We start from the raw sequence: 24460 nt of genomic DNA on the forward strand, positions 1-24460 counted from the left end.
AGTGGTAATACTGATGTCCATGAGGCGTTCGCGGCTGAGGTGGCCCCAGGTGCTGTCGCTCGGCACCGGCCTCTTCCTGCTGCTCTGGGGCCTGGCGGGATTCCTCGTCACCGGTGTTGCCGACTTCGCAGGGCAGGCCGAGACGCACTTGCTCGGGTTGCGGGTCAACCCGCTCTCCAACGTCGTTCACGTGGTCACCGGGCTCGGTTTCATCGCCGTCGCGCCTCGGGTGCGGACGCTCGCCGGGGTCGGCCTGCTGCTGGCCGGGTTGTACCTCGTCATGTTCGGCATCGGCTCGGCCGACGACGCGTCCACCAACCTGCTGAACGTCAACACCGGGACCAACGTGCTGCACCTGTTCGTGGGGTTCGCCGGGATGGCGATCGTGCAGGGTGCCGCGTGGATGCGGCAGTGCGACAAGGTCGCGGCTTCTCGCCAGTCCTGATCGGACGTTGTTGCGGTGTGGGCCTCCGGCGGCCCGTGCCTTCTTTTCGTAGTGGGTCGCCTTGGTGGTGGGGTCTCCGTACGACGCACCAGAGGCAGCCACATTTCGAGGGTGGGGTCAAGACGAAAAACGTGTCTTGACCCCACCCTCGAAATGCGGCAGGGCTTCGCCTGCGCCGTACGGAGACCCCACCACCCACTGGTTTGTTGCGCCTTCGGCGCCTCTCGGTGCTCGCCTTCGGCATCGCCTAGTGAAAGAGCCCCCCGCACTCCGGCGGCCACGCTGGAAAGAGCGCCCGCCGCACTGGCGAGCACCGCACTGCCCGGCGGGCGCGGCCCCGAGCACAAACCGGCAGCCGAACGACCAGAACAAACTTTCCCGGAGGGCAGGGAGTGGGGAGGGCCTCCCCACCACCAGAAACCCAGCCCGCAGCACACCGGGAGAGTTTCGGCCCCAAGATCAGCGGGTATTCGCGCCACGATGAGCGAGTACACGGTCGGCGTGGAGCAGGAGTTCCTGCTGGTGGACCCCCAGACCCGGCGGCCGGTGGCCAGGGCTGAGGAGGTCCACGCCGCCGCGCGGGCCGAGAAGCCGTACGACGTGCAGTTTGAGCTGACCCCGTTCCAGATCGAGGTCGCCACCGGTATCTGCGCTACGCCCGCCGAACTGGACCAGCAGGTTCGGCGCGCCAGGAAGGTGCTGGTCGACGCGGCTGACGCGGTGGGGTGCAGGCTCGTCGCGGTCGGTCTGCCGCCGATCGGTGAGGCCGGGCCGCCGCCGGGTACGGACGACCCCCGATATCACCGGATCGAGTATTCCCACCGAAGGCTCGTGATCGGGCAGGGTGCGTGTGGGATGCACGTGCACGTGGGTGTGGAGGACCGGGCGGCCGCGATGCGCGCGTCGAACGCGCTGCGGCCGTGGCTGCCTACGTTGCTGGCGCTGAGCGCTAACTCGCCGTTCGCCAACGGCGAGGACACGGGTTACGCGAGTTGGCGCGCGATGGTGTGGTCGCGGTGGCCGGTCAGCGGCCCGCCGCCGGACTTCGACTCGCCCGAGCACTACGACCGCGTGGTGGAGGCCCTGGTCAGGTCGGGTGCGCTGATCGACAGGGCGATGGTCTACTGGGATGTCCGGCCGGCTGTCGACTGGCCGACGGTCGAGGTGCGGGTGTCGGACATCCCCATGCTGGCAAGCGAAGCCGTGATGCTGGCTGAGCTGATCCGCGCGATCGTGGTCGTCGGAGCGCCCGAGGGCCGGGTGGAGGATCCCGTGCTGCGCGCGGCGTACTGGCGGGCCGCGCGCGACGGGGCGGACGGGCTGTCCGCGAACCCGATCACCGGGCGGCTGTCCCCCGGCTTCGAGCAGGCGGACGCACTGGTGAAGCACTGCGCTCCCGCGCTGCGGGATCGTGATCAACTGTCTACTGTGGAACAGCACTTGGAGTGGTTGCGCCACAACGGCTGTGGCGCGGCCCGTCAACGCCGCACCGAGGATGCTGAGTCGCTTGTGGACATGCTGATCGCCAAGACCCGTGAGGACCTGTAGCCCATGTGCCTGCCCGCGCCCCGCGGCCACACGAGTGCCGCGCTGATCGCCGCGCTCCGCGCCGCACCGTCACCCCACCCCGCGCTGCTGGTGAGCGGCGGCACCCGCCCGGTGCAGGCCGACGACGATCTCCAGCTGGCGCTGTGGATCTGCTACAACCGGCCGTTCACCGACGAGCACCCCGGCTGGCAGCGGCACCCCGCGCTGGCCCAGTTCCGCTCCGCGCTGGAGGCCCGCTGGGAGACCGCGCTGCGGGCGGTCGAGCCGGTGGATCCGGTCGAGGTGCGTCCCACGACCGCGCAGGAGGCGGCGGAGTGGGAACGGCACCAGGCGTTCTGGCTGCCGCAAGGTGGTTATCGCACGGTGATGCTCGACATCGACGCCTACGGCTCGGTGCTGATGTCGTTGTCCTCCGACATCTCGGAGATGCCGGTGCAGACCCTCGCGCTGGCGAACGCGCTGTCCCTGTTCAGTTCTCATCCGCGCCTGGTCGGTGTGCTCGCGGGGTTCCTGACCGCGGTGGACACGATGGCGGGCGACCCCTACGCCCAACTGGCCGCGGGAGGCTTTCCCGCGGAGGACGTCCTGTTCGGTTTCGGCACGTGTCATGCTCTGCACGCACGGCTCGGCGCGCACGTCGCCGACGCCTGGCGGAGCGGGCGCTCGTCGCTCCGGACACGCTGGCTCCCGTTGCCCGACCGGGTCAACGTGGGCTGTTGATCGAAAGGAGCCCATCGGTGCCCGACCCCACTGCTCTCGCGTCCGTGGTCGTCGACCACATCTCGCCCGACGTCGTGGTGCTGCACGTGTCCGGCGAGCTGGACACGACGAGCACGAACGAGCTGACCGAGCCCATCGGGACCCACGTGGTCACCGGCAACCGCGCGGTCGTCGTCGACCTGTCCGGCGTGCGCTTCCTCGGCTCGGCCGGGCTGGAGGCGTTGGTCGTCGGCCAGCAGCGCGCTGCGGCGGCCGGTGTCGAGTTCGTTCTCGTCGCGGACTCGCGTGCCGCGCTGCGCCCGATCGAGGCGACCGGACTCGACTCGGTGTTCACGATCCTGCCGTCAGTCGAGCAGGCTGCTGAGCGCTTCTCCGCCTGACCTGACCGGCGCCGAACTCGCCTGGGCTGCGACTACGTGCAGCCATCACGGCCGCACGGTCCTGATCGCGCAGCGGATCACGCTGACCAGCGGCAGCGCGTCGCCGGGGCGCACGACCCAGTGCGCGGTCGGCGCGGGTACGCGGTCGCGCCAGTAGCGGACGTCCGGCGGGGGCGTGTGCGGTCTGGTGTCCCAGCGCGCCAGGAACAACCAGCGGGTGCGTCTGCCTGGCAGCGCGAGGATGGGGCCGAGCGGTCCGGCGAACGTGAGCTGGTGGCTCACCTCGCCGCCCCAGCTCGCGGGCACGTCCACCGCGACGACGTCACGCGGCAGCAGCAGTTCGTCGGAGTCGAGGCTCAAGTTCGCCATGTCCGACGATGGTGATCAACGCACATGACCGCCGGGTAACCCGGAGATCAATCCTGGCCGATGTCCTCGTACCAGAGCTCGGGGCGCTCGGCGATGAACGACTCCATCATCGCCACGCACGCGGGGTCGTCCAACAGGGTGACCGTGACACCGTGCTCCTCGAGCCACGGGTGGCCGCCGGAGAACGTCCGCGCCTCGCCGATCACGACGTGCGAGATGCCGAACTGGCGCACCAGGCCGGAGCAGTACCAGCAGGGCGACAGGGTGGTGACCATCGTGGTGCCCCGGTAGGAGCGGCGCCGTCCGGCCGCGCGGAACGCCGAGGTCTCGGCGTGCATGGACGCGTCGCCGTCCTGCACGCGGCGGTTGTGCCCGCGTCCCCACACAGAGCCGTCGCCGCCGAAGAGGGCCGCGCCGATGGGGATCCCGCCCGATGCGAGTCCCATCCGCGCCTCTTCGACGGCGACGGCGAGCATGTCCTCAGGGGTCATGCGGAAACACTACCCAGAAGGAAGTGCTATTTCGTCTTGAACAACTTCACCTTCATCGAAGTGCCCGCCTGGGACACGACGCGCAGGCCGACACCGGCCGCCGGGACCTTGACGCCCGTGTTCGGGGTCTCGGCGTACCAGAACGGCTTGGTGTCGTCGAACACCGGCTGCGCAGCCTGGCCGCGGACGTAGGACGCCTTGCCATTGACGTGCAAGGTGAACGAGTCCGACTTCTGCCTGCCGAACGGGGCGTCGTAGCCCGCCACGGTCGCCGACCACGGCCTGCCCTCGAGGTTGTAGATCGGCGCCGGGTTCGCGTCGATCGGGAGGATCAGGCCCTCACCGGGGTGCTCGCTGGTGTTGTTGTCCAGGTGGGACGTGTCCCACAGCGACACGAGCAGACCGTCCTGGTACGGGAAGTGCTCCACCCAGTCCGGCTTGTCCGGGAAGCTGAAGCGGTACGGGCCGGTCTTGTTGTACTTGCCGTACGACTCGTACGTGCGGTTCGACGCGACGTAGAACTGGTCGAAGACCTTCTTCTCCGTACCCGCCGTGCTGCGGAAGCCCTTGAGCGTCCACGGGCCTGCCGTCTCGGCGCCGTCCTCCAGCACCGGGGCACCGTCCGCCGTGACGACGAGCGAGTCCGCGAAGAAGCCCTGCAGCGCGAGGCCACCGTCGGTGCGGTAGGCGAAGCGCAGCTTGGTGTTCTTGCCCGCGTAGGCGTTCAGCGGCACCTGCACGTCGACCCACTTGCCGGCCGACGAACCGCTGATCGCGGGAGCGTCACCGGAGTCGCGGATGAACGGCTTGCCGTCGACCACGCCGTCGAGCTGGGTCCAGCTGCCGTCCTCATTGGACGCCTCGACGTAGAGGTAGTCGAAGTCCTCCTCGATGTCGAAGCGCGCCTTCAGCGACAGCGACGCCGACGTCTTGCCCGTGAGGTTCAGCGGGGCCGTCATCGTGTGGTCGAGGTCGTTGCCCTTGTCGCTCCACCACATCTTGGAGCCGGCGAACGGGGTGCCGTAGTTGAACGTCTTCTCGACGTCCGGCAGCACGACCACGAGCCCCTGCGCCTTGCGCGAGTTGTACTCGTGCGGGCCGAGCTCGAAGGTCTTCTCCTGACCGGCGACGCCGATCTCGTAGTCCAGCCAGCCGAGCTGCAGCTTGTCCCACGCGGACAGCTCGTTCGCACGCGTGCCGGGCGCCTCGTTCAGCTCGCCGACGCGGGTCTGGCCCATCAGCGACCACCAGTTGACGCCGTTCTGGCCGCCACCGCTGGTGTCGTAGTGGTCCGGCAGACCGAGGTCGTGGCCGTATTCGTGCGCGAACACGCTGACGCCGCCGTTCTCCGGCTGCATCGTGTAGTCGCCGACCCAGATGCCGGTGTCGCCGATCAGCGAACCACCGAGCTTGTTGTTGCCGGGGCCGGTGTTGTAGTTCTTGAACGCGTAGCCGCGGTGGGACCAGATCGCGTCCTCGCCCTGCCACGGGTCGCCGTCCGCCTGGTCGCCACCGGAGTGCACGACCTGGAAGTGGTCGATGTAGCCGTCGGGCTCGTTGAACTCGCCGTCACCGTCGAAGTCGTAGCGGTCCCACTCGTCGAACGTCGCGAGCTCGGCCTTGATCTGCGCGGGCGTCCGGCCCGCCGCCGTCTGGTCGGCGACCCACTGGGTCACCGCGTCGCGGACGAGCTGCTCGGAGTTGTTGCAGACGTTGCCACCGCACGGGAAGCCGTTGGACCGGCCGTAGCGCGCCTCGTTGTACTTGACCTTGACCCAGTTCGTCACCGAGCCGGTGACGCTGTAGCGGCCAGACGACTGCTTGTCGTAGTAGTTCGCGACCGAGTTCGCGCCCGACTTGGTCGAGAAGTACAGGTCCTGGAAGTACTGGCGGCTGAAGTCCTTCTGCCAGATCGTCGTGTTGTCCTTGGTGCGATCCGGCTCCGGGATCTGGTTGTGCAGCGGGCCGTCGAACCTCTGCGGACCGGGCACGTTCGGCGCCGTGTCCTTGTCCGGGTACTGCGGGTGCCGCTCGTTGCCGAACTCGGTGAGCACGACGAAGATCTTGTCGACCTTCTCGCGCTTCAGCTCGACGTACTGGTCCTTCTTGTCCTTGGTGCTGGTCTTACCGACCTTGACGACGGTGCTCGCACCGCGCTTCTCCGCGGTGGCGGCCCCCGTCAGCACCTCGGCGAGCGCCTCCTGGCGCGCGGCCCGGCGCTTGTCCTCCAGCGGGTGGGGCAGCTCATCCGTCTGCTGCACCGTCTGCTCAGTCGGCTGGGCCGCGGGCGACGCCGTCGCGACTGCGGGCAGCACGCCCGCGCTCAACAGCGCGAGAGCGGCCGCTCCGGCCAGAACTCTTCGCACGAGAGTCCCCCTCACTAATGGGTGAAAAGACAAACCGAGGGGACGCTACGTATTCGATCGGCGGCGCAACACGTCCGAAAGTCGGTAGTACGGTCGTCGAAAAGCCAGTTCGGGAGGTCGTCAATGGAGACGCAAACCCACCCATTAGGGACGAGCAGGCCACCGCTGGACGTCGCTGACCTGCCCCAACCCGAAGACGTGTTCAAGGTCCGGAAGCTCGGGCCCGTTCAGGTGATCCAGTTCGTCATCGGCCCGAGCCTCATCGCGCTCGGCATCTCGATCGGCAGCGGCGAGTGGCTGCTCGGACCGCAGGCCGTCGGCAAGTACGGATTCGTCGGCGTCGGCTGGGTGATCACGGTCTCGGCGCTGCTGCAGACGTTCTACAACGTCGAGATCTCGCGGTACGTCATCGCCACCGGTGAGGTGCCGGTCGTCGGGTGGGGAAGGGTGCCACCCGGCTGGAAGTTCTGGGTGCCTTTCTCACTCGTGGTCTTCTACTTCGCGTTCATCTTCGGCGGCTGGGCGGCGGGCGCCGGACAGGGACTCTTCGCGTTGGTCGCGGGACGCGTCTACCGGCCGGACGAGATCGAGTACGTGCGTCTGCTCGGAATCGGCCTGCTCGTCGTCGTATTCCTCATCACCGTGATGGCCAAGAAGGTCTCGCGTGCTCTGGAACTCACCAACTGGGTGCTGGTCGGCGCACTGCTGCTGATCCTGCTCGGCGTGACGGTCGCGATCGTGCCGTTCGCCGTGTGGCTGGACGGGATCAAGGGCCTGGTCACGTTCACCGCGCCACCGGCGGGCATCACGGCGACCCAGCTCGGCGCGCTCGCCGGGTTCACCGCGCTCGCGTCCGGGCTCAACTGGTACGCGATGAACCACTACCGCGACAAGGGTTACGGCATGGGCCACCGGGTCGGCTACATCTCCGGCATGCGCGGAGGCAAGCAGGAGATCAAGCCGGTCGGCGTCACGTTCCCGGACACGCCGGAGAACCGGTCGCTCTGGAAGCGCTGGTACAAGCTGCTGCTGATCGACCAGTGGGCGGTGTTCTTCGTCGGCGCGATGCTCGGCATGCTCCTGCCGACCGTGCTCATGGCGCACGTCGTGGACGTCAGCGGAAAGCAGCCGACCGCGGCGAACGTGCCGACGTTCTCGGCCGAGCAGCTCGGCGCCATCTACGGCCAGGCCATGTTCTACCTGATGCTGATCGTGGGCGTGCTCATCCTGTTCTCCACGCAGCTCGGCATCTTCGAGGCGCTGGTGCGCAACTTCACCGACGCGGCGCACGCCGTGTCGCCCCGGATCAGGAAGCGGATCGAGGACGACCCGCGCAAGTTCTACTACCCGTTCATGCTGCTGGTGCTCGCGGTCATCGCGGGCGCGATCCACCTCGCACTTCCCGTTGAACTGGTGCAGATCTCGGCGAACATGTCGAACTTCGGCGCGCTGATGTTCCCGTTCGCCTTGATGTACCTGAACTCCAGGCTCCCGAAGCCCGCCAGGCCGCACTGGTGGCACTACGTGATCCTGGCGCTGAACGTCGTGTTCTTCGGGTTCTTCTTCGTCAACTTCGTCTACGAGTTCTTCACCGGCGCCGCGCTGGTGAAGTTCTGAGTCACTTCGGCGGCATCGGTTCCACGTAGTCGCGGGCCCGGTCGATCCAGTCGGCCAGGTCCGCGTCTTCGCCGACGGCCTCGCCTGCCACGACGACCCAGCCCTTCATCGGGCGGCCGGTGAAGTCGAAGACCCGTGCGCCCGGCTGCTTCAGCGCGTCTGCCATGCCGTCAGGGCCTACGCGGGCGATCAGGTCGTCGCCCATGACGCCCACCAGCATGTTGCCGCGCCACATGCAGGCGAGGCCGCCGAACATGCGCTTCTCCACCACGTCGGGGAGGTCACCGAGCGCCTCGCGCAAACGCTGGGCCAGGCCTTCGTCGTAAGCCACGGGCAACTCACCCCGCCCCGAAGCACACGAAGCCGACACCGGCCGCGTAACCGAGGTCGTCATCCCGTTGCACGGCAGCCAAAGCCTCGGCGGGCGCCATCCCGGACGCGAGCCGCTGGTGCAGGTCGACCATGAGCGGCGCGGTGCCGTCGGTGGGCACCGGTACCACGGGCGCGATCAACGTGCGGGTCCCCAGCCCGAGAAGGGCGGCGGTGAACCCCATGAGCTCGTCCCCCGGACGCACCGCCGACTGACCGGTGTCGCACGCGGACAGCACGACCAGCGAAGGCGGCGCGTGCAGGCGTTCGAGGTCGTAGACGGTCAGCGGACCGTCGGCCAGTTCCAGGGCGGAGAACAGCGGGTTGTCGACGCGGAAGCTGCCGTGCGCGGCCACGTGGGCGAGCCGGGCGCCGTCCATCGCGTCGGCGACCGCGGACACGGTCGCCGCGGCACCGACGAGCACCTTGTTGTCCGGGACGTGCGCGCTGATCGCCTCGATCTCGGCGGGGGCCGCCGCCAGCCGGGGACCGGCGGCCAGCACGGAGGAACCGGCGCCGCCCGCGACCGAAGAGGCGCGCAGCCACACCGTCGCCGACGGCGAGACGGTCACCTGGCGGTTGAGCACCGCCCACGGCAGACCGTTCAGTGCGCCGGTCGGCACGACCACGAGCGACCGGCCGTCGATGCGCCGCTGCAGCGGCGCGAGCAGCCGCTCGCCCAGCGCCTTGGCCGCGTGCGCGGCGGAAGCCCGTGCCACGGAACGGTTCGGCGTGTCCGGAGGCAGGGTCACCAGGCGGTGCAGGGCGAAGCGCAGCAGGCGGATCTCCCGCACCGCGCCCTCCACCTCGCCGAGCCGGTGCAACGACGCGCGCCCGTCGACCACGACGACCGCGAGCAGCGCGGAGTCGTACTGGACGAACTCGACCAAGGCCGATGAACCCAGCGCGCCCGCGAGGCGGGACAGCGACGGCGGCCGGTGGACCACTCCCCCACCCGACGCCTGGCGGGTCAGGTCGCGCACGCGCTGTTCGAGCCGGACGAGGCGCTGGCGCAGCGCGTTCGACGGCCGTCCGGCCAGCACAGCGGCCTCCAGGTCGCCGGACACCGAGCGCAGCTCGCCCATCGCGTCCTCGAGGCGGGGATCGTCGGGCGGCGAAACAGGAGTCATGCGCAGCGCACCGGCGCGCCAGCTCTCCGCCCACGACAACACCTGCGAAGCAGCACCGGAAGCGACCGCCAGCCCCAAGCCCTCCAGCGCGAGCGCCTTGCCCTGGGCGCCGCTGAGCGCGCGGAGCTCCGCCGCGCCGAGGGACACGCGGTACTCGTCCAGCAGGGAAAGACCGCGTCGCAGCGCCGACGCCGTGCCGCGCACGTTGCCGGAGAGCTTGCGCCGCAACGCTTCCGCGTACCAACCGTGCACGCGGTGCGAGGCCGCGCCGCGCTGGCGGGACCGCGCCGCGACGGCCAGCTGGGACTCGGCGCGACGCACGTCGCCCATGTCCAGTGCCACCTGGCCCGCGTCGACCCGCGCCTCCAGTGCCGACATCCGCCAGCCCAGCGACTCCAGCTCGTCGGCGACCTTGATGATCGCGGTGCACAGCACGCGCGTGCGTTGCCCGGACAGGACCGCGGCGCGCAGCTCGAGGTAGCGCGCGGACGCCTCCCAGACGTCGCGCTTCTCCCGCCGGAACAACCCGCGCGCCTCGGCGGCGAACGACGCGGCGCCCGCGAGGTCGTTCTCCTGCAACGCGACCTGCGCGCGGTAGAACAGCGACTCGGACAGGCCGTGGGTGAGCTTCGACGACCGCATCTCGGCGATCACCCGGTCCGCGGTCGTCCGCGCCTCGTCGAGCAACGGCACCGACGCGAGCAGCTCCAGCCGGTTCACCAGCAGCTGCGGCCGGGGCACGTCGAGCCGCCGGTACTCGTCGTCCGCCTGGGAGAACATCGTCAGCGCGCGGGGGATGTCGCCGGCGCGCTGCGCGGAGATGCCCGCGTTCCACCGCACGTCCGCGACCGCCAGCTCCTGCCCGAGCGACGCGTACAGCTCGGCCGCGCGCGAGAAGTCCTCGTCCGCGCGGCGCAGACCACCGCAGTAGGCCCTGACCAGGCCCCGGTTGTTGCGGGCCCGCGCCTCCCCCAGCGCGTCACCGGTGCGCCGGGCCGCCTCGATCGCGTGGTCGTAGTCGCGCAACGCGTCGGTGTACCGGCACAGGTAGTGCGCGACGACACCGCGTTGCATGCGCGCGTGGTCGGCGTCCTCACCGGAGAGCTCGGGCAGCGCCGAGTCGATCAGCTGCAACGCCTGCCGGTGCCTGCCGAAGTGCGACAGCACGTACGCGAGGCTGATCGACGCCAGTGCCGCCAGCCGGGCCGACCCGATGGACTCCGCTATCTGAATCGAACGACGCAGGTGCCTTCGCGCGCCGGCGAAGTCGTGCAGCTCGCGCAACGACAACCCGATCGCGCGTTCGGCGACGGAAGCCTCCTCCAGGTCGCCTGAGGAACGGGTGCGGCGGAGCACCTGGCGGGCCATCTCGATGGCCGCGCGGGGGTTGCGCTGCCTGGCCTCCAGCGCGTCCTCCGCGGAGATATCGGTCACCGCGCCACTTTATCCGCTGTGGTAGCTTGATCAAGCTCGGTCGGGGTGCCCGTCAACGCTGCTAGTGAGGCCGTTGTGTCGAAATCGCCGGAACGTGCGGAACTTTACGAAAGAGCTTTTGACCAGCTCATCGCCGAAGACAAGCGCATTAGTCTGCACGCCGAGCAGGGACGTGAATTTCTTTTCCGCCCCAGCGAGTTGTTGGTCAATGAAGTAGATCGCGACCGCGTGATCCGAAAGTTGCGGCAAAACGACTTCGTGGTCGAAGTCGGTAAGGGATTCGCGGGAATGGCCCGGCTGATCCTCCCGCGCAACCCCGACGACATCCCGCGCATCGTCCGCCTGCTGCGCGACCCGCGTCAGTGGCCCGGCGAGCGCGTCCCGTTCGTGCAGCCGCACCACGTCGTGGTCGGCCACGGCGGCAACATCCACGGCCACCCCGGCGACCGCCCGAAGCCCTCGGACCCGTTGAAGGAGCCGAAGCCGGACGAGCGCAACAGCAAGGTCGTCGTCGGCATCATCGACACGGGCATCTCCAAGTCCGCGACCAACGACCACGGCGGCTGGTTCAAGGGCCGGTACTCCCAGGAGCTCGACGACGTCGACAAGGCGTACAGCGCCGGCGACTTCTTCGCGCTCCAGGGCGGGCACGGCACGTACGTCGCAGGCTGCGTGCAGCAGGCCGCGCCGGGCGTCTCGTTCGACCCGGAGGTCGCGCTCGACCCGAACGGCCTCGGCGACGAGGAGACGCTGTGCGCGAAGATCACTGAACTGGGTGACCGCGTCCACATCCTGAACCTCTCCCTCGGCTGCTTCACCGAGGACGACGTGGCGTCCGAACCGATGCGCCGCACGATCAACGCGCTCAAGAGCGACGTCGTCGTGGTCGCGTCGGCGGCCAACCAGGGCACGACCCGCCGGAGCTGGCCCGCGGCGCTGCGCAACGTCGTCGCGGTGGCCGCGCTCGCGCAGAACGGCGACGGCTCGATCGTCCCCGCCTGCTACAGCAACCACGGCGACTGGGTCGACCTGTGCGCCATCGGCAACCGCACCAGCACCTACCTCAAGGGCGAGTGGCAGCTCCCCGGTGAGCCCGCGCCGACGCCGTTCGCGCTGTGGGCCTACTGGGCGGGCACCTCGTTCGCCGCGCCGTACGTCTCCGGGGCCATCGCCCAGAAGATGAGCGACGACGGCATCAGCGCGCCACAGGCGCGCGACAAGCTCCTCGCATCCGGGCCGGAGTTCCATCCCGGTTATGGAGTTTTCATCAAGTAGATGTATCTGGCGGGCAACCCGGCGCTCCGCATGTTGTGAACGCAAGGAGTGGACGTGACCTCTGCATCCCCGATCGCCGCGCTGGTCAGCGCGGCGGCCGAGGGCGACCAGCGGGCGTGGAACGAGATCGTCGATCGTTACACGCCGCTGGTGGTGTCGGTGATCTACAAGCACCGGCTGCGTCCCGCGGATGCCGCGGACGTCAACCAGACGCTGTGGCTGCGCCTCGTGGAACAGATCGGCAGGCTCCGCGAGCCGGAGGCACTGCCCGGCTGGATCATGACGACCACCCGCAACGAGTGCCTTCGGGTGCTGCGCGTTCAGCAACGGACTCACCTGTACGACCCGCTGTCGGCGGAGGAGCCGGTCGGCGAGGCGGACATGGCGACGGACCTCGACGAGGAGATGCTCGCCGTCGAGCGCCGTCAGGCGTTGCGCGACGGGTTCCGCGAGCTCACCGAGCAGTGTCAACGCCTGCTGACCAAGCTGATGACCGATCCACCGCCGAGCTACCAGACCGTCAGCGAAGAGCTCGCGATGCCGATCGGCAGCATCGGGCCGACGCGCATCCGGTGCCTCGGCAAGTTGCGCAAGACGCCCGCGATCATGCGGTTCCTGGGGGCACCGTCAACAGGGGGGAGAGGAGGTGTGTTGGGTGCGGCAGCACGGATGGGACAGTGACGAGGCGATGCTCGAAGACCTGCGTGACGCGTTGATGGAACCGGCGGCGTCGTCGTCAGAGGTGCCGCCGGAGTTCTACGAGGCGGCGCGCGCGGCGTTCACCTGGCGCACCATCGACGCCGAGCTCCTGGCGATCAGCTACGACTCCGTGCTCGACGACGACCTGATGGCGCGGGCCCGGTCCACCATGACCGCCCGGCAGCTGGTGTTCGACGCGGACGGCGTGTCGTTGCAGGTCGAGGTCACCGAGGCCGGCATCACCGGCCAGCTCATGCCGCCGCGCAGCGCGCGGGTGGCGCTGGTGACGCCGGACGGCGTGGGTGAGGAGGCCGACACCGACGAGCTCGGCTGCTTCCTGATGGGGCCGCCCCCGCGCGGCCCGATCCGATTCCGGCTCGACGATTCGTCACTCACCGATTGGGTTTGTCTATAAGGCATCCCCAAAAGGGTGATGCGAGAATTAGCTCGTTCGGCCTACACGTGCCGCCAGTAGGGTTATGCCGCTCAGGATTTCCGCGCATTTGAGAGTGGCAGGTGTCTGCAGTGGTCGACCAAGTCAGCTGGGTACCGGAAGGCGTCAACGTCGACGTGCCGAGTTCCGCGAGGATCTACGACTACCTCCTCGGCGGCGGGCACAACTTCGAAGCGGACCGCAACACCGCCGAAGCGCTGATCAAGGTGCTCCCGGTGCGCGACATGGCCCGCCGCAACCGTGCTTACCTGCGGCGTGTCGTGCTCGAGCTGGCGGACATGGGCATCACGCAGTTCCTCGACCTCGGCTCGGGCATCCCGACCGTCGGCAACGTGCACGAGATCGCGCACGAGGTGAACCCGGACGCCCGCGTGGTCTACGTGGACTTCGAGCACGTGGCGATCACGCACGCCGAGCTGATGCTCGCGAACGAGCCCAACGTGACGGCCGTGCTCGCCGACCTGCGGGTACCGGAGACCGTGCTGAAGCAGGCCTCCACGCTGCTCGACTTCAGCAAGCCGGTCGGCCTGCTGATCGTGGGCGTCCTGCAGTTCATCCCGGACGCCGACGACCCGTGGCAGATCATCGAGCAGTACGCCGAGGCGCTGGCACCCGGCAGCTACGTCGCCCTGTCGCACTTCACCGCGGACTCCATGCCCGAGGCGATGGCCGCGGGCAAGGAGATCTTCGCCAGGACCGCCGAGCCGATCACGCCGCGCACGCTCGAGCAGGTGACCCAGATGCTCCGCGGACTCGAGACCGTCGAACCGGGCATCGTGTTCACGCCGCAGTGGCGGCCGGAGTCGCCCGACGACGTCGGCGAGAACCCCAGCAGGGCCAACCTCTACGCCGCGGTCGGCCGCAAGCCGTAACCCGTGCCCGAACAGCCGTCCAACATCGCGAGACGCTGGGCGACGGTCCTCATCGAGAGCGCGTACTCGCCGATCTTCCGCGGCAGGCTCACGCACATCCTCGACGAGCACGTCGCCCGGCTTTCGCGCGCGCTCGGCACGGAGAACGACACCGAAGGCGACTCGGCGGCCGACGCGGTCGGCGAGTGGCTCGTGGCGTCGCGGTTCACCGGCCCGGACAGCCTGAAGGGCACCATCGAGACGCTCGGCGAGCTCGGCCGCGGCCAGCGCCTGATGACCATGCTCGGCTCGCTGTCGGCCGGCTACGTCCGCGCGACCCGCGACCAGCTGTTCCACCAGCAGGAGAAGGTCAAGAACTCGCTGCTCAAGGCCGTCGAGGACGCGCAGCGGTCGTTGTTGGAGAGCGAGGCGCGGTTCGCGCGGGTGTTCGCGAGCTCCGGCGCGGGCATCGCGATCATGGACCTGGACGGCGAGGTCGTCGAGGTGAACCCGGCGCTCGCCGCGATGCTCGGCCACTCCGGCGAGCCGCAGCCGAAGCTCGTGTTCGCCGACGCCGACCTGGCCGTGCTGTTCAACGACTGCCGCCGCCTGCTGTTCTCCGACGACGAGTCCGTCCGGCAGGAACGCGAGCTCAGCCGCGGCCCCGAGGACCGGCTGTGGGCGAACGTCGTGCTCTCGCTGCTGCGCGACGGCGAGGGCGAGCCGCGGTACTACATCGCGGTGATCGAGGACGTCACGGACCAGCGGATGCTGCGGGACGTGCTGCGGCGGCAGGCATCCACGGACATGCTGACCGGCCTGCCGAACCGGCAGAGCTTCGTCAACCGGCTGGAGGAGGTCATCGCCAGGGCCGGTCCCACCGACACGATGACGCTCGGCTACCTGGACGTCGACAGCGTCACGATCGTCAACGACGGACTCGGCTACGCCGCGGGTGACGCGGTGCTGCGCGAGGTCGCGCGCCGCCTCGGCAGGGTGCTGCCGGAGGCGGTGATCGCCCGCATCGGCGGTGACGAGTTCGTGGTGCTGGTGGAGGGCGCGCCGGACGTGTCCGCGCTGGCCGAGTTGATCGACGACGAGCTGGCCGAGCCGGTGTTCATCGACGGTCACGGCGTCGCGGTGTCCACGTCCATCGGGTTCGTGCACGGCACCGGCCCCGAGATCGACCCGGTCGCGCTGCTGCGTCGCGCGCACAGCACGTTGCGCCGCGCCGAGAAGGGCGGCAAGCGGCAGTGGGGCATCTTCGACCCGGTGCAGGACCTGGCCGACCGCACCACGTCCGCGCGGATCGCGTCGATGCCGGGCGCGTTCGAGAACGGCGACATCCGCATCGAGTACCGGCCCATCGTGCGGCTCTCCGACGGTGCTGTCGTCGCGCGCGAGGCGCAGCTGCGGTGGGCCGACCTCGGTCACGACGAGTGCGCCCGCTACGCCGAGACGCTGGGCCTCGCGTCCCGGATCGGCCGCTGGATGCTGCAGGAGGCGTGCTCGCTGGGCGAGCCCGTGCTGGTGCGCCTGTCACCGGACCAGTCGCGCGACCCGGATCTCGCGGCGATCGTGCGCAGAACGTTGCGCAACAGCGCACTCGGGCCGCTGTCCCTGCTGCTCGCGCTGGACGTGCGCGGCATGCCGGACGGCGAGGAGAACCTGGAAGTGCTGCACGACATGGGAGTCCGGGTGCTGCTGCACGAGTTCGGCGGCGGGTTCGCCGGACTGTCCTACGTGGACCGCAACCCGCTGTGGGGTGTGCGGCTCAGCGCTCCCCCGTCGGAACGTCTTGCGCGGCAAGGACTTGCCGGACTGGTTCCGCTGCTGCACGCCGCCGGGATCCAGGTGATCGCCGGACATCCGGCCGATCCGGACGAACACCGCGCGCTGGGCGTGGACCTGGTCGTGCGCTAGTGCGTGCGTGGCCGGGGTCCTCAGGACGAACCCCGGCCACTCACGATCGGCTGGGTCAGCCGGCGTCCACGAACTGGTTGTTCCACTCGCCGGTCGCCATCACGCTGGGCCGGAACTTGGCCTCGACGCGCGCCTTCTCACTGGCGTTCGGGTAGATGTTCTTGCAGGGGATGCCACCCGTCGAGCCGGACATCAGGCTGCTGCACGGACCGGGCTTGATGTCCGGCAGGCCGAGGATGTGGCCGAGCTCGTGCGATGCGATCCGGGGCGGGTAGTAGCCCTGGTCAACGGCCTGGCGCCCCATCCACACGCGGCCGTTGCCGAGCGTGGTCGGTTGGGCCCGAGGCCAGCCGTTGTCCGCGACGATGGTGATGTTCGCGGCGCCGGTGGTCTTGACGAGCTTCACGTTCTTGACGCTGTCGTTCCACACCTTCGCACCCTCGTCGACGACGGCCTTGAACTCGGCCGCACCGTTCGAGTTGTAGGTGAGAACGCGGGGAGCCGCCTCAGCTGCGGGAGCGATGCCGACCACCAGGGCCGCGGTGCTCGCGAGCACGGCTATTGTTTTGCGCAGGAACACAGGGATCTCCTCGCAATGCAGGGATTAACGTTTCCGAGCGTATCGCCGAACCTTTGCGACACAAGAAGAGTCAAGTGTCAACTAGCGCCGGAACGGTCCAGTCACTTCGTAGGTGATGCCTCCGCCGCTGGTCCCGGACGTGCCGCGCTGCGAGGAGAAGTAGAACCGGTTCCCCGCGGGGTTGAACGCGGGACCGGTGATCTCCGATCCGCTCTGGTTCGGGACCCGCAGGAACGGCGCGACGATCCCGTTCGGCGTGATGATGCAGATCTCCATGTTGCCGCCGTCTTCGGCGACGAAGAGGTCACCGCCGGACGACCGGGTCACGTTGTCCACACCGGTCAGCGGTGGCGTCCCGTTCACGAGCGAGTCGTCGTAGGTGAGGCTGATCGTCGAGGTGGCCGCGTCGTACGCCCACACCCTGTTGTCGCCCTTGGTGGTGAACCAGCAGACGCCCGCGGCGTAGTAGCAGCCCTCGCCGCCGTTGAACCGCTTCGCGCCGGACACCTGGTTGCGGGTCGCGGTCGGCGAGCCGTCCGGGTCGGGAACGGGCTTCCACGTGACGGGGCCGGAGGTCTGCGACGTCGCACCGACCATGACCTCGAGCGTCCCGCTGGACAGGTCACCCCACACCGTCGGCTTGAACCGGTAGAGGCAGCCGTCCGGCACGTCCTCGGTCAGGTAGATCACCTTGCGGTCGGGGTCGGAGGCGCACGCCTCGTGCTTGAACCGGCCCATCGCGGGACGGCGGATCGCCGCCTTCACGCCGAACGGATCGGTCTCGTAGACGTAGCCGCGGTCGACTTCCTCGCAGGACAGCCAGGTCTGCCACGGTGTCGCGCCGCCCGCGCAGTTCACGTTCGTGTTGGCGAGGGTCCGGTACGCGCCCACGATCTTGCCGTCGGACGCGAACCGCACCGCGCCGACGCCACCGGTGGCCGGGACCTCGCTGTTGGACACGTAGATCCACCCGGTGCCGTCGGCGAAGCAGGCTCCGCCGTCCGGCGCCGGGTGCCACGTGTACGCGGTGCCCGCGACCTTCTGCCCGGTCCTGGCGACCACCCTGCTGGTGAAACCCTTGGGCAGCATCAAGCCGCTCGGGTTCACCGGCTCCAGCGGACCGTACGGGCTGGGTCCCGGCTGCGCTCCGGCCGCGAAGGCCTCACGCCAGGACGCACCACCGAACGCGGCCGCTGCGGTGCCGACGACCGCTACGCGCAAGAGAGTTCGACGCTCCATGGCTTGGAGCGTCCCGCACTTCCCCGCCCGCGCGACTGCCTGACCGTTGACAGGTTTCAGACGAGGGACGGTTGCCGCAACGCGTGTTCGACGAGCTGGATCAGGATCTGCTTCGTCGACTGACGGTTCCGCGCATCACACGGGATGATCGGCACGGACGGGTCGATGGTCAGCGCGTCGCGGATCTCCTCCGTGCGGTGGTGCATCTTGCCGTCGAAGCAGTTGACGCCGACCACGTAAGGAAGTTCGCGGTCCTCGAAGAAGTCGATCGGCGCGAACGCGTCGGACAACCGGCGCGTGTCGACCAGCACGACGGCGCCGATGGCTCCGCGCACCAGGTCGTCCCACATGAACCAGAACCGGTGCTGTCCCGGCGTGCCGAACAGGTACAGGATCAGGTCCTTGTCGAGCGACACGCGGCCGAAGTCCATCGCCACCGTGGTGGTGACCTTGTTCGGTGTCGCTGACAGGTCGTCGACACCGACGCTCGCCTGGGTCATCAGTGCCTCGGTCGTCAATGGCGTGATCTCCGAGACAGACCCGACGAACGTCGTCTTGCCGACACCGAACCCTCCGGCCACGACGATCTTCGTCGACGTGACGTTCAGGTCCACCCCAGGTGACCCCGGACGACCCGGAGCACCGTTGCTCATGAGAACTTCTCTCTACTCAGGCTCGCATGGAAACGTGCAGCTGGGCCCGGATCTCCGGCGTCAGCTGGAGTCCGACCCGCTCCACCAGGCGGGTCATCGCGTAACCGATGAGCCCGATGTCGCAGTTGGGCGCGGCGAGCACCGCCAGGCACGAGCCGTCGCTGATGGACATCAGGAAAAGATAGCCCCGTTCCATCTCGACGACCGTCTGCTTCACCTCACCCGCCTCGAAACAGCGCGCTGCCCCGAGGTTCAGACTGATGAGACCGGACGACACAGCCGCCAGCTGCTCCGCACGATCATGGGGCAGTCTGTCAGACGTCGCGAGAAGCAGTCCGTCGGCCGACACGACAATGGCGTGAGCCACACCAGCGACCCTGCTGACGAAGTCCTCGACCAGCCAACTGAAGTTGTCCAGTTCCTCCGAGGTGGTCACTGGTGCTTCCTTTCTACGATCACGGGGATGTTGCCGATGGTCGAGTCCACGAGGGACTCCCGGCCCATCCGCACACCCTTCTGGTACGTGGCGAAACGCTGACGCAGCCGGTCCGCGGACCTGCCCGAGCCCGGCGCGGCGAGCGCGGGGACGGGTGAGGTCGTCCGGGGGGACGACCCAGGTACCAAACGCGCGCGAGGCACGCGCTTGGGCAGACCGTTCTCCGTGGTCTCGGTTCCTCCGTTGGTGAGCGCACCCGCGGCGCGCCAGCCTTCGTCGGCCGATCCCCAGTCGGACTCCGCCCAGTCCGCGACCGCCTTCGGCACCGTTTCCGGTGCGGCCGAGGGCTTCTGCTGCTCCGCTGCCGACCGCTGCCGCTTGGGCAGCCCCGCCACCGTCTCCTGCTGGACCTCCTCGTCCACGGGCGTGTCATCGGCAACGTCAGCGGGAACGGGGGCGGATCCGTTCTCGCCGGGTGGTGACTGGAACCAGCGCGACAGCCCGCCGTCGGTCAGCTCCTGCAGCGCGGGCAAGGTCTCCGTGAGCGGCTCGCGCTGCTCCGGCAGCTCCGGCTGGTCACCGGGAGGTGTCAGCGGGGGCTCGTAGTCGTACTTGTCGGCCGGGGGCCCGCTCGGCGGTTCGTAGCTGTAGGCGTCCTCGTCCGCGATCTCGGTCGCCTCGGTGCGCGCGGTGAACAACCCGTCCGCCGGCGTCGCCTCGACGCGGTGGCGACCGGTCGCCTCCTCCGGCGTCTCGACGGCGACGGGGTACGCGGGCGGCGTGCTGTCCGGCGTCCACTTGGGCACACCGGCGAGCGCGCCGTCGTCCGTCGCGGTGACGCCACCACCGGTCGTCTCGACCGGCAGCGCGGGCGCGGGACCCTTGTGCAGCAACGAGACCGGCAGCACGACCTGCGCCGTGACGCCACCCTCGATGTCGTCGTTGTTCGCGAGCGTCACCCGGATCTCGTGCCGCTTCGCGAGCTGGCCGACCACGTACAAGCCCATCTCGCGGGCCACCGACACGTCCACCTCGGGCGGGTCGGCGAGCTTCGCGTTGGCCTCGGCGATGTCCTCCTCCTGCATCCCGACACCTCGGTCGTGGATGCGGATGGCGACCTCGCCCCGGCGCGTCTCGATGGTGCGCACGGTGACCTTGGTGGTGGGCTTGGAGAACGCGGTCGCGTTGTCCAGCAGCTCGGCGATGAGGTGCGCGAGGTCGTTGACGACGCGGCCCTGCACCATCAGCTCCGGCGTCGGCGCGATCTGCACGCGCGCGTACTTCTCGACCTCGGACACCGCGGCGCCGAGCACCTCGGCGATCTGCACCGGGCGGTTGACCCTGCGGTTGACCGTGGTGCCGGAGAGCACCAGCAGGTTCTCGCTGTTGCGGCGCATCTGCGTCGCGAGGTGGTCGAGCTCGAACAGCGACGCGAGGTGGTCGGGGTCCTGCTCGTCCTGCTCCAGCCGGTCGATCACGTTGATCTGCCGCTCGACGAGCGCCTGCGAGCGCCGCGAGAGGTTGATGAACATGTCGTTGACGTTGGCGCGCAAGGCGACCTGCTCGACCGCGAGTCGCACGGCCTCGCGCTGCACGAGGTCGAACGCGCGCGCGACCTGGCCGACTTCCTCGGTCGTGTTGAGCGGGACCGGGACGATCGCCTCCTGCGCGGCGCGGTCCGGGTCGCGGTGCGTCCTGATTCGCCGGATGGCGTCGGGCAGCTGGTTGCGGGCCACGTCGAGCGCGCTGCGGCGCAGCACGCGCAGCGGCCTGATCATCGAGCGAGCCACGACGATCATGAGGCCGAACGCGATGACGAGCGACGCGGCCACCAGTGCCGCGTCGCGCCAGGCGGACTGGCGCGCGGTCTCGGCGAGCGAGACGGTCTTGTTGTTGGTCTGCGCCTCGATGAACGAGGACACGTCGCGGACCAGGCCCGCGGTCTCCTCGCCGATCTTGAGCACCTCGGCGTCGGTGATCGACAGCGGCTGCTTGTCCGTGTCCTGCACCAGCGCGAGCTTCACCAGCCGGTTGCGGCCGTCGACCGCGGCACCGGACACGGTGTCCTGGAACCGCTGGCGGGTCGGCTGGTCCGCGACGGCGTCGAACTCGGTGAGCGCGGCGTCGAGCCGGGACTGCGCGGCGCGCAGCGCGTCGGCCTGGCCGGGCCCGAATCCCTTGCGCAGCGCGGCGGAGACCAGGATCGCGTTCTGCTGCGACAGCTGTTCCTTGGCCGCGTAGAGCGACTGCGAGGACGCGGCGAGCGGGGTGATCTCGGATTCGTTGAGACCGCTGACCGTCACCCGGTTGACCTGGCTGATCGCCGCGATCATCTGGTTGTAGGCGCTGATCACCGAGATGTCGGGGTACTTCGTGGCGATCAGCGTGTTGCGGAGGTTGCTCAGCCCGTCCAGCGCCTGCATGGACTTGGTGAACGTGTCGAGCACAACGTTGTCAATGCCGGTGGTCGTGGCGGCGACGTCGCGGTACTTCGCGATCTCCACGTCGGTCCGGCTGGCACGGGTGATGTGCTCGGCGCAGTTGTTGGCGCGGCCACCGCCGACGCACTGGACGGCCCAGTCGCGCTCGGTCTGCAGCGCGTCCTCGACCTTCATCGCCTGCTGGCTGAGCGACAGCTCCCGCTGCACCTTGGAGAACAGCTCCACGTCGTCGAGCTGGACGTTGAGCCGGAGTCCGGCGAGCGTCGCGGTGCTCAGTGCCGGTACGAGCAGCACCACCGCGAGTTTGCTCCGAAGCCTCCAGTTGCGGAGGCGGTAGCGAGCGAACCTGTCCTTGCGCTCGCCGCTGTCCCTGCGCCGCTGGTCCCTGCGACCGCGCACCGTCAGCACTCTCCCCGCCCCTGGAAATCCCAACAAACCTCGTGGATCTTGGTGTAAAACCTGCAGTTCTCATACCGCCATATGGACGACGGCTGTGATAGTTGACAAATCATTCAGCATCCCACCACTGCGGCTAAACGGGGGCTAACCGATAATTCATCTGGAGGAAACACCGAACGCGGGTGACGTCGATCACGGCGAGATCACGAAAGTCACCCGCGTTCGCAGTTCGTCAACTGCCGGAGGGTGCCAGCAACATCGGCTTGACGTCCATGTCGTTCTGGAGCAGGCCGTAGGTCTTCATCAGCGTCGCGACGCGCTGGAGGCGGGTGGCGTCCAGCGTGGTCGGGAACTCGCCGAAGTGCACGAGGCTGGCGGTTTCCTTGTCGACCTTCGCGTACTCGACCAGCAGCGGCTCGACCGTCGGACGGTCAGCGGCGTCCTTCTGCCCCTTGGTGATCGCGCGCTGGAACGCGGCGAGCGTCTTGGGGTTCTCCTTGGCGAACTTCCCGGTGGTCGCGTAGCCCGCGATCGGGATGTTCGCGGTCGGCCCGGAAGCCGCGTCGAGCACCGTGACGGCGCCCGCCATGCGCTGGGCCCTGGTGATGAACGGCTCGACCAGGAACGCGGCGTCCACGGTCTTGTTCTGCAGGGCGGCCTGCATGTCCGGGAACGGCATCTCCTTGAACGTCACCGTCTTCGGGTCGACGTTGTTGGCCTCGAGCGTGGCCTTCGCGGTGAGCTCCGCGATGTTCTTGAACGTGTTGATCGCGATCGTCTTGCCTGCCAGGTCCTTGGGGTTCTTGATGGCGGAGTCACCGGCGGCCAAGATCAGGAACATGTCGGGTTTCGCCTGGTAGCCGTCGGCGACGAGCTTGAGGCCGTCGACCGCCTTCGCGGCGCCCTTGGACTCGGCGGCGAAGAAGCTGACCCAGTTGCCGAAGCTCATGTCCAGCTCGCCGTTGACCAGGCCGGGGATCGCCTGGGCGCCGCCCTGGATCGTCTTGAGCTCGACCTCGAGGCCCTCTTCCTTGAAGTAGCCCTTCTTGTTCGCGACGTGGATGGCCGCGACGTCGAGGATGGGCAGAACGCCGACTACGACCTTGGACTTCTCCACCTGCCCGTTGGACTGCTGGGCGGGTTTCTGCTCTTCACCACCGAGCAGGCCGCAGCTTGCGACCAGGGCGAGCAGAGCGGCGAGGGCGGTGCCGCGGAAGATCGATCGGCTGACTCTAAGAGTCATCGGGAGCACTCTCCTGTCGGAGCGGTGTCGCTTGCGGGTGCGGGGAGCCGGTCCGCCAGGGGACCACTCAGAGTAGTGACGCTTGCTCCGCAAGACCCCGGTTGACCGACGTGTGAAGGCCTGAATCCACTACCTTCGGTGAGGATCTAAGCACAGGGTGTCTAGTGACAGGAGCACTAACGTGAAGAGCGCTGTAGCCGTCGTCGGCGCGGGGCCAGCCGGTCTGACCTTGGCAAACCTGACTCTTCAGTCAGGTATCCCATGTGTGGTATTGGAGCGGTCCAGTCGACGTGAGGTGGAAACCCGGCCACGGGCGGGGGTCCTGGAACATCGCTCCGTAGAGTTACTAGAACGGCATGGTTTGGCGGACCGCCTCCTGGCGCAAGCAGACCGGCACGGCACCTGTGAATTCCGCGTGAACGGCCAGGCGTTCCAGGTCGACTACGCCGATCTGTACGGCGGCCGGACCCACTACGTCTATCCCCAGCAGGAAGTCGTCACCGACCTCATCGCCGCATTCATCGAGGGCGGCGGTGACATCCGGTTCTCGGTCGATGACGTGACGTTGCACGACCTGACGTCCGAGAGCCCCCGTGTGGCCTGGACCAGTGCAGACGGGGTGCGCGACGAGATCTCGTGCGACTTCGTCGCGGGATGCGACGGGTTCCACAGCGTGTCCCGCCGCAGCATTCCTTCAGGCTACCTTCAGGAACTTGTGCATCACCACGGAATTGGTTGGCTCTCCATTCTTGCCGAGGCGCCTCCGTCGACTAAAGCCATCATTTATTCGCTGCACCCCGATGGATTTGCCGGGCATATGTTGCGGAGCTCCACGGTGAGTCGCTATTACCTCCAGGTGGACCCGTCCGAAAGTGTTGACAACTGGCCAGATGACCGCGTCTGGATGGAGCTGCAGAAAAGGCTCTCTTTGGCCGACGGGAGCTGGCGGCTGACCACCGGCAAGATCACCGAGAAGCGAATCTTGGACATGCGCAGCCATGTGGTCGAACCCATGTCGTACGGACGGCTGTATCTGTTGGGTGACGCAGCACACATCATCACACCGGTCGGAGCGAAGGGGATGAACCTCGCGATGAACGACGCGGCCGTCCTTTCAAGCGCCCTAACGGAGTACTACAAGGCCGGTGACGAGACGGGCCTCAAGACGTACTCGGACGACTGCCTGCGCCGGGTGTGGCGCGCACAGGAGTTCTCGCAGTGGATGGTCGGCATGATCCACACGTCGCTCGACACGCCGTTCCAGGCCCGGCTGGCCCAGGCGCGACTGGAGCACCTGGCCTCCTCGAAGGCCTACGCGGCGTCGTTCGCCGAGAACTACGTGGGCCCCTAAGGAGCCCCTAACGGTCTTGTTTGGTCGCGAACTAGGGCTCTCTCCCG

At 68.5% G+C, this 24460-nt stretch carries 22 protein-coding genes; 11 read left to right on the top strand and 11 right to left on the bottom strand.

The window, feature by feature from the left end; genetic code table 11:
* The first annotated feature begins 19 nt into the window (after positions 1 to 19).
* The 4 genes from FKR81_RS12085 to FKR81_RS43500 all read left to right on the top strand — a co-directional run bounded on the left by FKR81_RS12085 (position 20) and on the right by FKR81_RS43500 (position 3093).
* On the top strand, positions 20 to 445 hold the full coding sequence (locus FKR81_RS12085; RefSeq protein WP_186762927.1) for a DUF4383 domain-containing protein: 426 nt from the start codon (positions 20 to 22) through the stop codon (positions 443 to 445).
* Between the two features lie 480 nt (positions 446 to 925).
* Entirely contained in the window at positions 926 to 1993 is a 1068-nt protein-coding gene (locus tag FKR81_RS12090) for a carboxylate-amine ligase (RefSeq protein ID WP_186762928.1), read from the top strand.
* Positions 1994 to 1996: 3 nt separating this feature from the next.
* On the top strand, positions 1997 to 2713 hold the full coding sequence (locus FKR81_RS12095; protein ID WP_186762929.1) for a heme oxygenase-like domain-containing protein: 717 nt from the start codon (positions 1997 to 1999) through the stop codon (positions 2711 to 2713).
* A gap of 17 nt (positions 2714 to 2730) precedes the next feature.
* Positions 2731 to 3093 (top strand): STAS domain-containing protein, encoded by a 363-nt coding sequence (locus FKR81_RS43500; RefSeq protein WP_186762930.1) that lies wholly within the window; start codon positions 2731 to 2733, stop codon positions 3091 to 3093.
* 45 nt (positions 3094 to 3138) lie between these two features.
* On the opposite strand, the gene FKR81_RS12100 is transcribed toward FKR81_RS43500, so the two are convergent.
* The 3 genes from FKR81_RS12100 to FKR81_RS12110 are packed head-to-tail and all read right to left on the bottom strand — an operon-like array spanning position 3139 to position 6319.
* On the bottom strand, positions 3139 to 3462 hold the full coding sequence (locus tag FKR81_RS12100; protein ID WP_146351097.1) for a hypothetical protein: 324 nt from the start codon (positions 3460 to 3462) through the stop codon (positions 3139 to 3141).
* A gap of 47 nt (positions 3463 to 3509) precedes the next feature.
* A complete protein-coding gene (locus tag FKR81_RS12105; RefSeq protein ID WP_235921472.1) occupies positions 3510 to 3953 on the bottom strand; it encodes a nucleoside deaminase in 444 nt (147 codons plus the stop codon).
* A gap of 26 nt (positions 3954 to 3979) precedes the next feature.
* A complete protein-coding gene (locus FKR81_RS12110) occupies positions 3980 to 6319 on the bottom strand; it encodes an immune inhibitor A domain-containing protein (RefSeq protein ID WP_146351098.1) in 2340 nt (779 codons plus the stop codon).
* Between the two features lie 123 nt (positions 6320 to 6442).
* On the opposite strand from FKR81_RS12110, the gene FKR81_RS12115 reads away from it, so the two are divergent.
* Positions 6443 to 7936, top strand: coding sequence for an Nramp family divalent metal transporter (locus tag FKR81_RS12115; protein ID WP_146351100.1), 1494 nt, complete (start codon positions 6443 to 6445; stop codon positions 7934 to 7936).
* Position 7937: 1 nt separating this feature from the next.
* On the opposite strand, the gene FKR81_RS12120 is transcribed toward FKR81_RS12115, so the two are convergent.
* Together FKR81_RS12120 and FKR81_RS12125 are read right to left on the bottom strand one after the other, a co-directional pair.
* Complete coding sequence (locus tag FKR81_RS12120) at positions 7938 to 8267, bottom strand: TfoX/Sxy family protein (RefSeq protein ID WP_146351102.1); 330 nt, start codon at positions 8265 to 8267, stop codon at positions 7938 to 7940.
* Between the two features lie 7 nt (positions 8268 to 8274).
* The gene (locus FKR81_RS12125; protein ID WP_235921475.1) at positions 8275 to 10869 is read right to left on the bottom strand and encodes a CHAT domain-containing protein; all 2595 of its coding nucleotides are present in this window, start codon (positions 10867 to 10869) and stop codon (positions 8275 to 8277) included.
* 258 nt (positions 10870 to 11127) lie between these two features.
* On the opposite strand from FKR81_RS12125, the gene FKR81_RS12130 reads away from it, so the two are divergent.
* The 5 genes from FKR81_RS12130 (at position 11128) to FKR81_RS12150 (ending at position 16071) form a co-directional block, all read left to right on the top strand.
* Positions 11128 to 12144 carry a S8 family peptidase gene (locus FKR81_RS12130; protein WP_235921477.1) on the top strand — a complete coding sequence of 339 codons (1017 nt, stop codon included), beginning with the start codon at positions 11128 to 11130 and terminating at the stop codon, positions 12142 to 12144.
* A gap of 54 nt (positions 12145 to 12198) precedes the next feature.
* Complete coding sequence (locus tag FKR81_RS12135) at positions 12199 to 12825, top strand: RNA polymerase sigma factor (RefSeq protein ID WP_146351105.1); 627 nt, start codon at positions 12199 to 12201, stop codon at positions 12823 to 12825.
* Positions 12800 to 13258, top strand: a complete 459-nt coding sequence (locus tag FKR81_RS12140) for a hypothetical protein (RefSeq protein ID WP_146351107.1) — start codon at positions 12800 to 12802, stop codon at positions 13256 to 13258. The genes FKR81_RS12135 and FKR81_RS12140 overlap by 26 nt, the downstream gene beginning before the upstream one ends.
* Before the next feature lie 110 nt (positions 13259 to 13368).
* Positions 13369 to 14169 carry an SAM-dependent methyltransferase gene (locus FKR81_RS12145; RefSeq protein ID WP_146351109.1) on the top strand — a complete coding sequence of 267 codons (801 nt, stop codon included), beginning with the start codon at positions 13369 to 13371 and terminating at the stop codon, positions 14167 to 14169.
* A gap of 3 nt (positions 14170 to 14172) precedes the next feature.
* Positions 14173 to 16071, top strand: coding sequence for a diguanylate cyclase domain-containing protein (locus FKR81_RS12150; protein WP_146351111.1), 1899 nt, complete (start codon positions 14173 to 14175; stop codon positions 16069 to 16071).
* Positions 16072 to 16126: 55 nt separating this feature from the next.
* Here FKR81_RS12150 and FKR81_RS12155 read toward each other — a convergent pair whose 3' ends face one another.
* The 6 genes from FKR81_RS12155 to FKR81_RS12180 all read right to left on the bottom strand — a co-directional run bounded on the left by FKR81_RS12155 (position 16127) and on the right by FKR81_RS12180 (position 23062).
* Positions 16127 to 16651, bottom strand: coding sequence for a snapalysin family zinc-dependent metalloprotease (locus FKR81_RS12155; RefSeq protein ID WP_235921478.1), 525 nt, complete (start codon positions 16649 to 16651; stop codon positions 16127 to 16129).
* A gap of 81 nt (positions 16652 to 16732) precedes the next feature.
* The gene (locus tag FKR81_RS12160) at positions 16733 to 17890 is read right to left on the bottom strand and encodes an alkaline phosphatase PhoX (protein ID WP_146351115.1); all 1158 of its coding nucleotides are present in this window, start codon (positions 17888 to 17890) and stop codon (positions 16733 to 16735) included.
* Positions 17891 to 17946: 56 nt separating this feature from the next.
* Positions 17947 to 18543 (bottom strand): GTP-binding protein, encoded by a 597-nt coding sequence (locus FKR81_RS12165; protein WP_146351117.1) that lies wholly within the window; start codon positions 18541 to 18543, stop codon positions 17947 to 17949.
* A gap of 16 nt (positions 18544 to 18559) precedes the next feature.
* Positions 18560 to 18979, bottom strand: a complete 420-nt coding sequence (locus FKR81_RS12170; protein ID WP_146351119.1) for a roadblock/LC7 domain-containing protein — start codon at positions 18977 to 18979, stop codon at positions 18560 to 18562.
* Positions 18976 to 21819, bottom strand: a complete 2844-nt coding sequence (locus FKR81_RS12175; protein ID WP_235921479.1) for a sensor histidine kinase — start codon at positions 21817 to 21819, stop codon at positions 18976 to 18978. Before FKR81_RS12175 ends, FKR81_RS12170 begins: the two co-directional genes overlap by 4 nt.
* Positions 21820 to 22051: 232 nt before the next feature.
* Entirely contained in the window at positions 22052 to 23062 is a 1011-nt protein-coding gene (locus tag FKR81_RS12180; RefSeq protein WP_146351122.1) for an ABC transporter substrate-binding protein, read from the bottom strand.
* 181 nt (positions 23063 to 23243) lie between these two features.
* Between FKR81_RS12180 and FKR81_RS12185 the strand changes: the two genes are divergently transcribed.
* On the top strand, positions 23244 to 24413 hold the full coding sequence (locus FKR81_RS12185) for a 4-hydroxybenzoate 3-monooxygenase (protein ID WP_328593138.1): 1170 nt from the start codon (positions 23244 to 23246) through the stop codon (positions 24411 to 24413).
* Positions 24414 to 24460 lie beyond the last annotated feature (47 nt).

The sequence above is a fragment of the Lentzea tibetensis genome (assembly GCF_007845675.1).
In the GTDB taxonomy this organism is placed as follows: Bacteria; Actinomycetota; Actinomycetes; order Mycobacteriales; family Pseudonocardiaceae; genus Lentzea; species Lentzea tibetensis.

Excerpts from the sequence above, each read along its gene's own strand:
- FKR81_RS12115 (WP_146351100.1), top strand. The coding sequence starts at position 6,443 with ATGGAGACGCAAACCCACCCATTAGGGACGAGCAGGCCACCGCTGGAC.
- FKR81_RS12100 (WP_146351097.1), bottom strand. The coding sequence starts at position 3,462 with ATGGCGAACTTGAGCCTCGACTCCGACGAACTGCTGCTGCCGCGTGAC.
- FKR81_RS12180 (WP_146351122.1), bottom strand. The coding sequence starts at position 23,062 with ATGACTCTTAGAGTCAGCCGATCGATCTTCCGCGGCACCGCCCTCGCC.
- FKR81_RS12095 (WP_186762929.1), top strand. The coding sequence starts at position 1,997 with ATGTGCCTGCCCGCGCCCCGCGGCCACACGAGTGCCGCGCTGATCGCC.
- FKR81_RS12165 (WP_146351117.1), bottom strand. The coding sequence starts at position 18,543 with ATGAGCAACGGTGCTCCGGGTCGTCCGGGGTCACCTGGGGTGGACCTG.
- FKR81_RS12160 (WP_146351115.1), bottom strand. The coding sequence starts at position 17,890 with ATGGAGCGTCGAACTCTCTTGCGCGTAGCGGTCGTCGGCACCGCAGCG.
- FKR81_RS12105 (WP_235921472.1), bottom strand. The coding sequence starts at position 3,953 with ATGACCCCTGAGGACATGCTCGCCGTCGCCGTCGAAGAGGCGCGGATG.
- FKR81_RS12090 (WP_186762928.1), top strand. The coding sequence starts at position 926 with ATGAGCGAGTACACGGTCGGCGTGGAGCAGGAGTTCCTGCTGGTGGAC.
- FKR81_RS12085 (WP_186762927.1), top strand. The coding sequence starts at position 20 with ATGAGGCGTTCGCGGCTGAGGTGGCCCCAGGTGCTGTCGCTCGGCACC.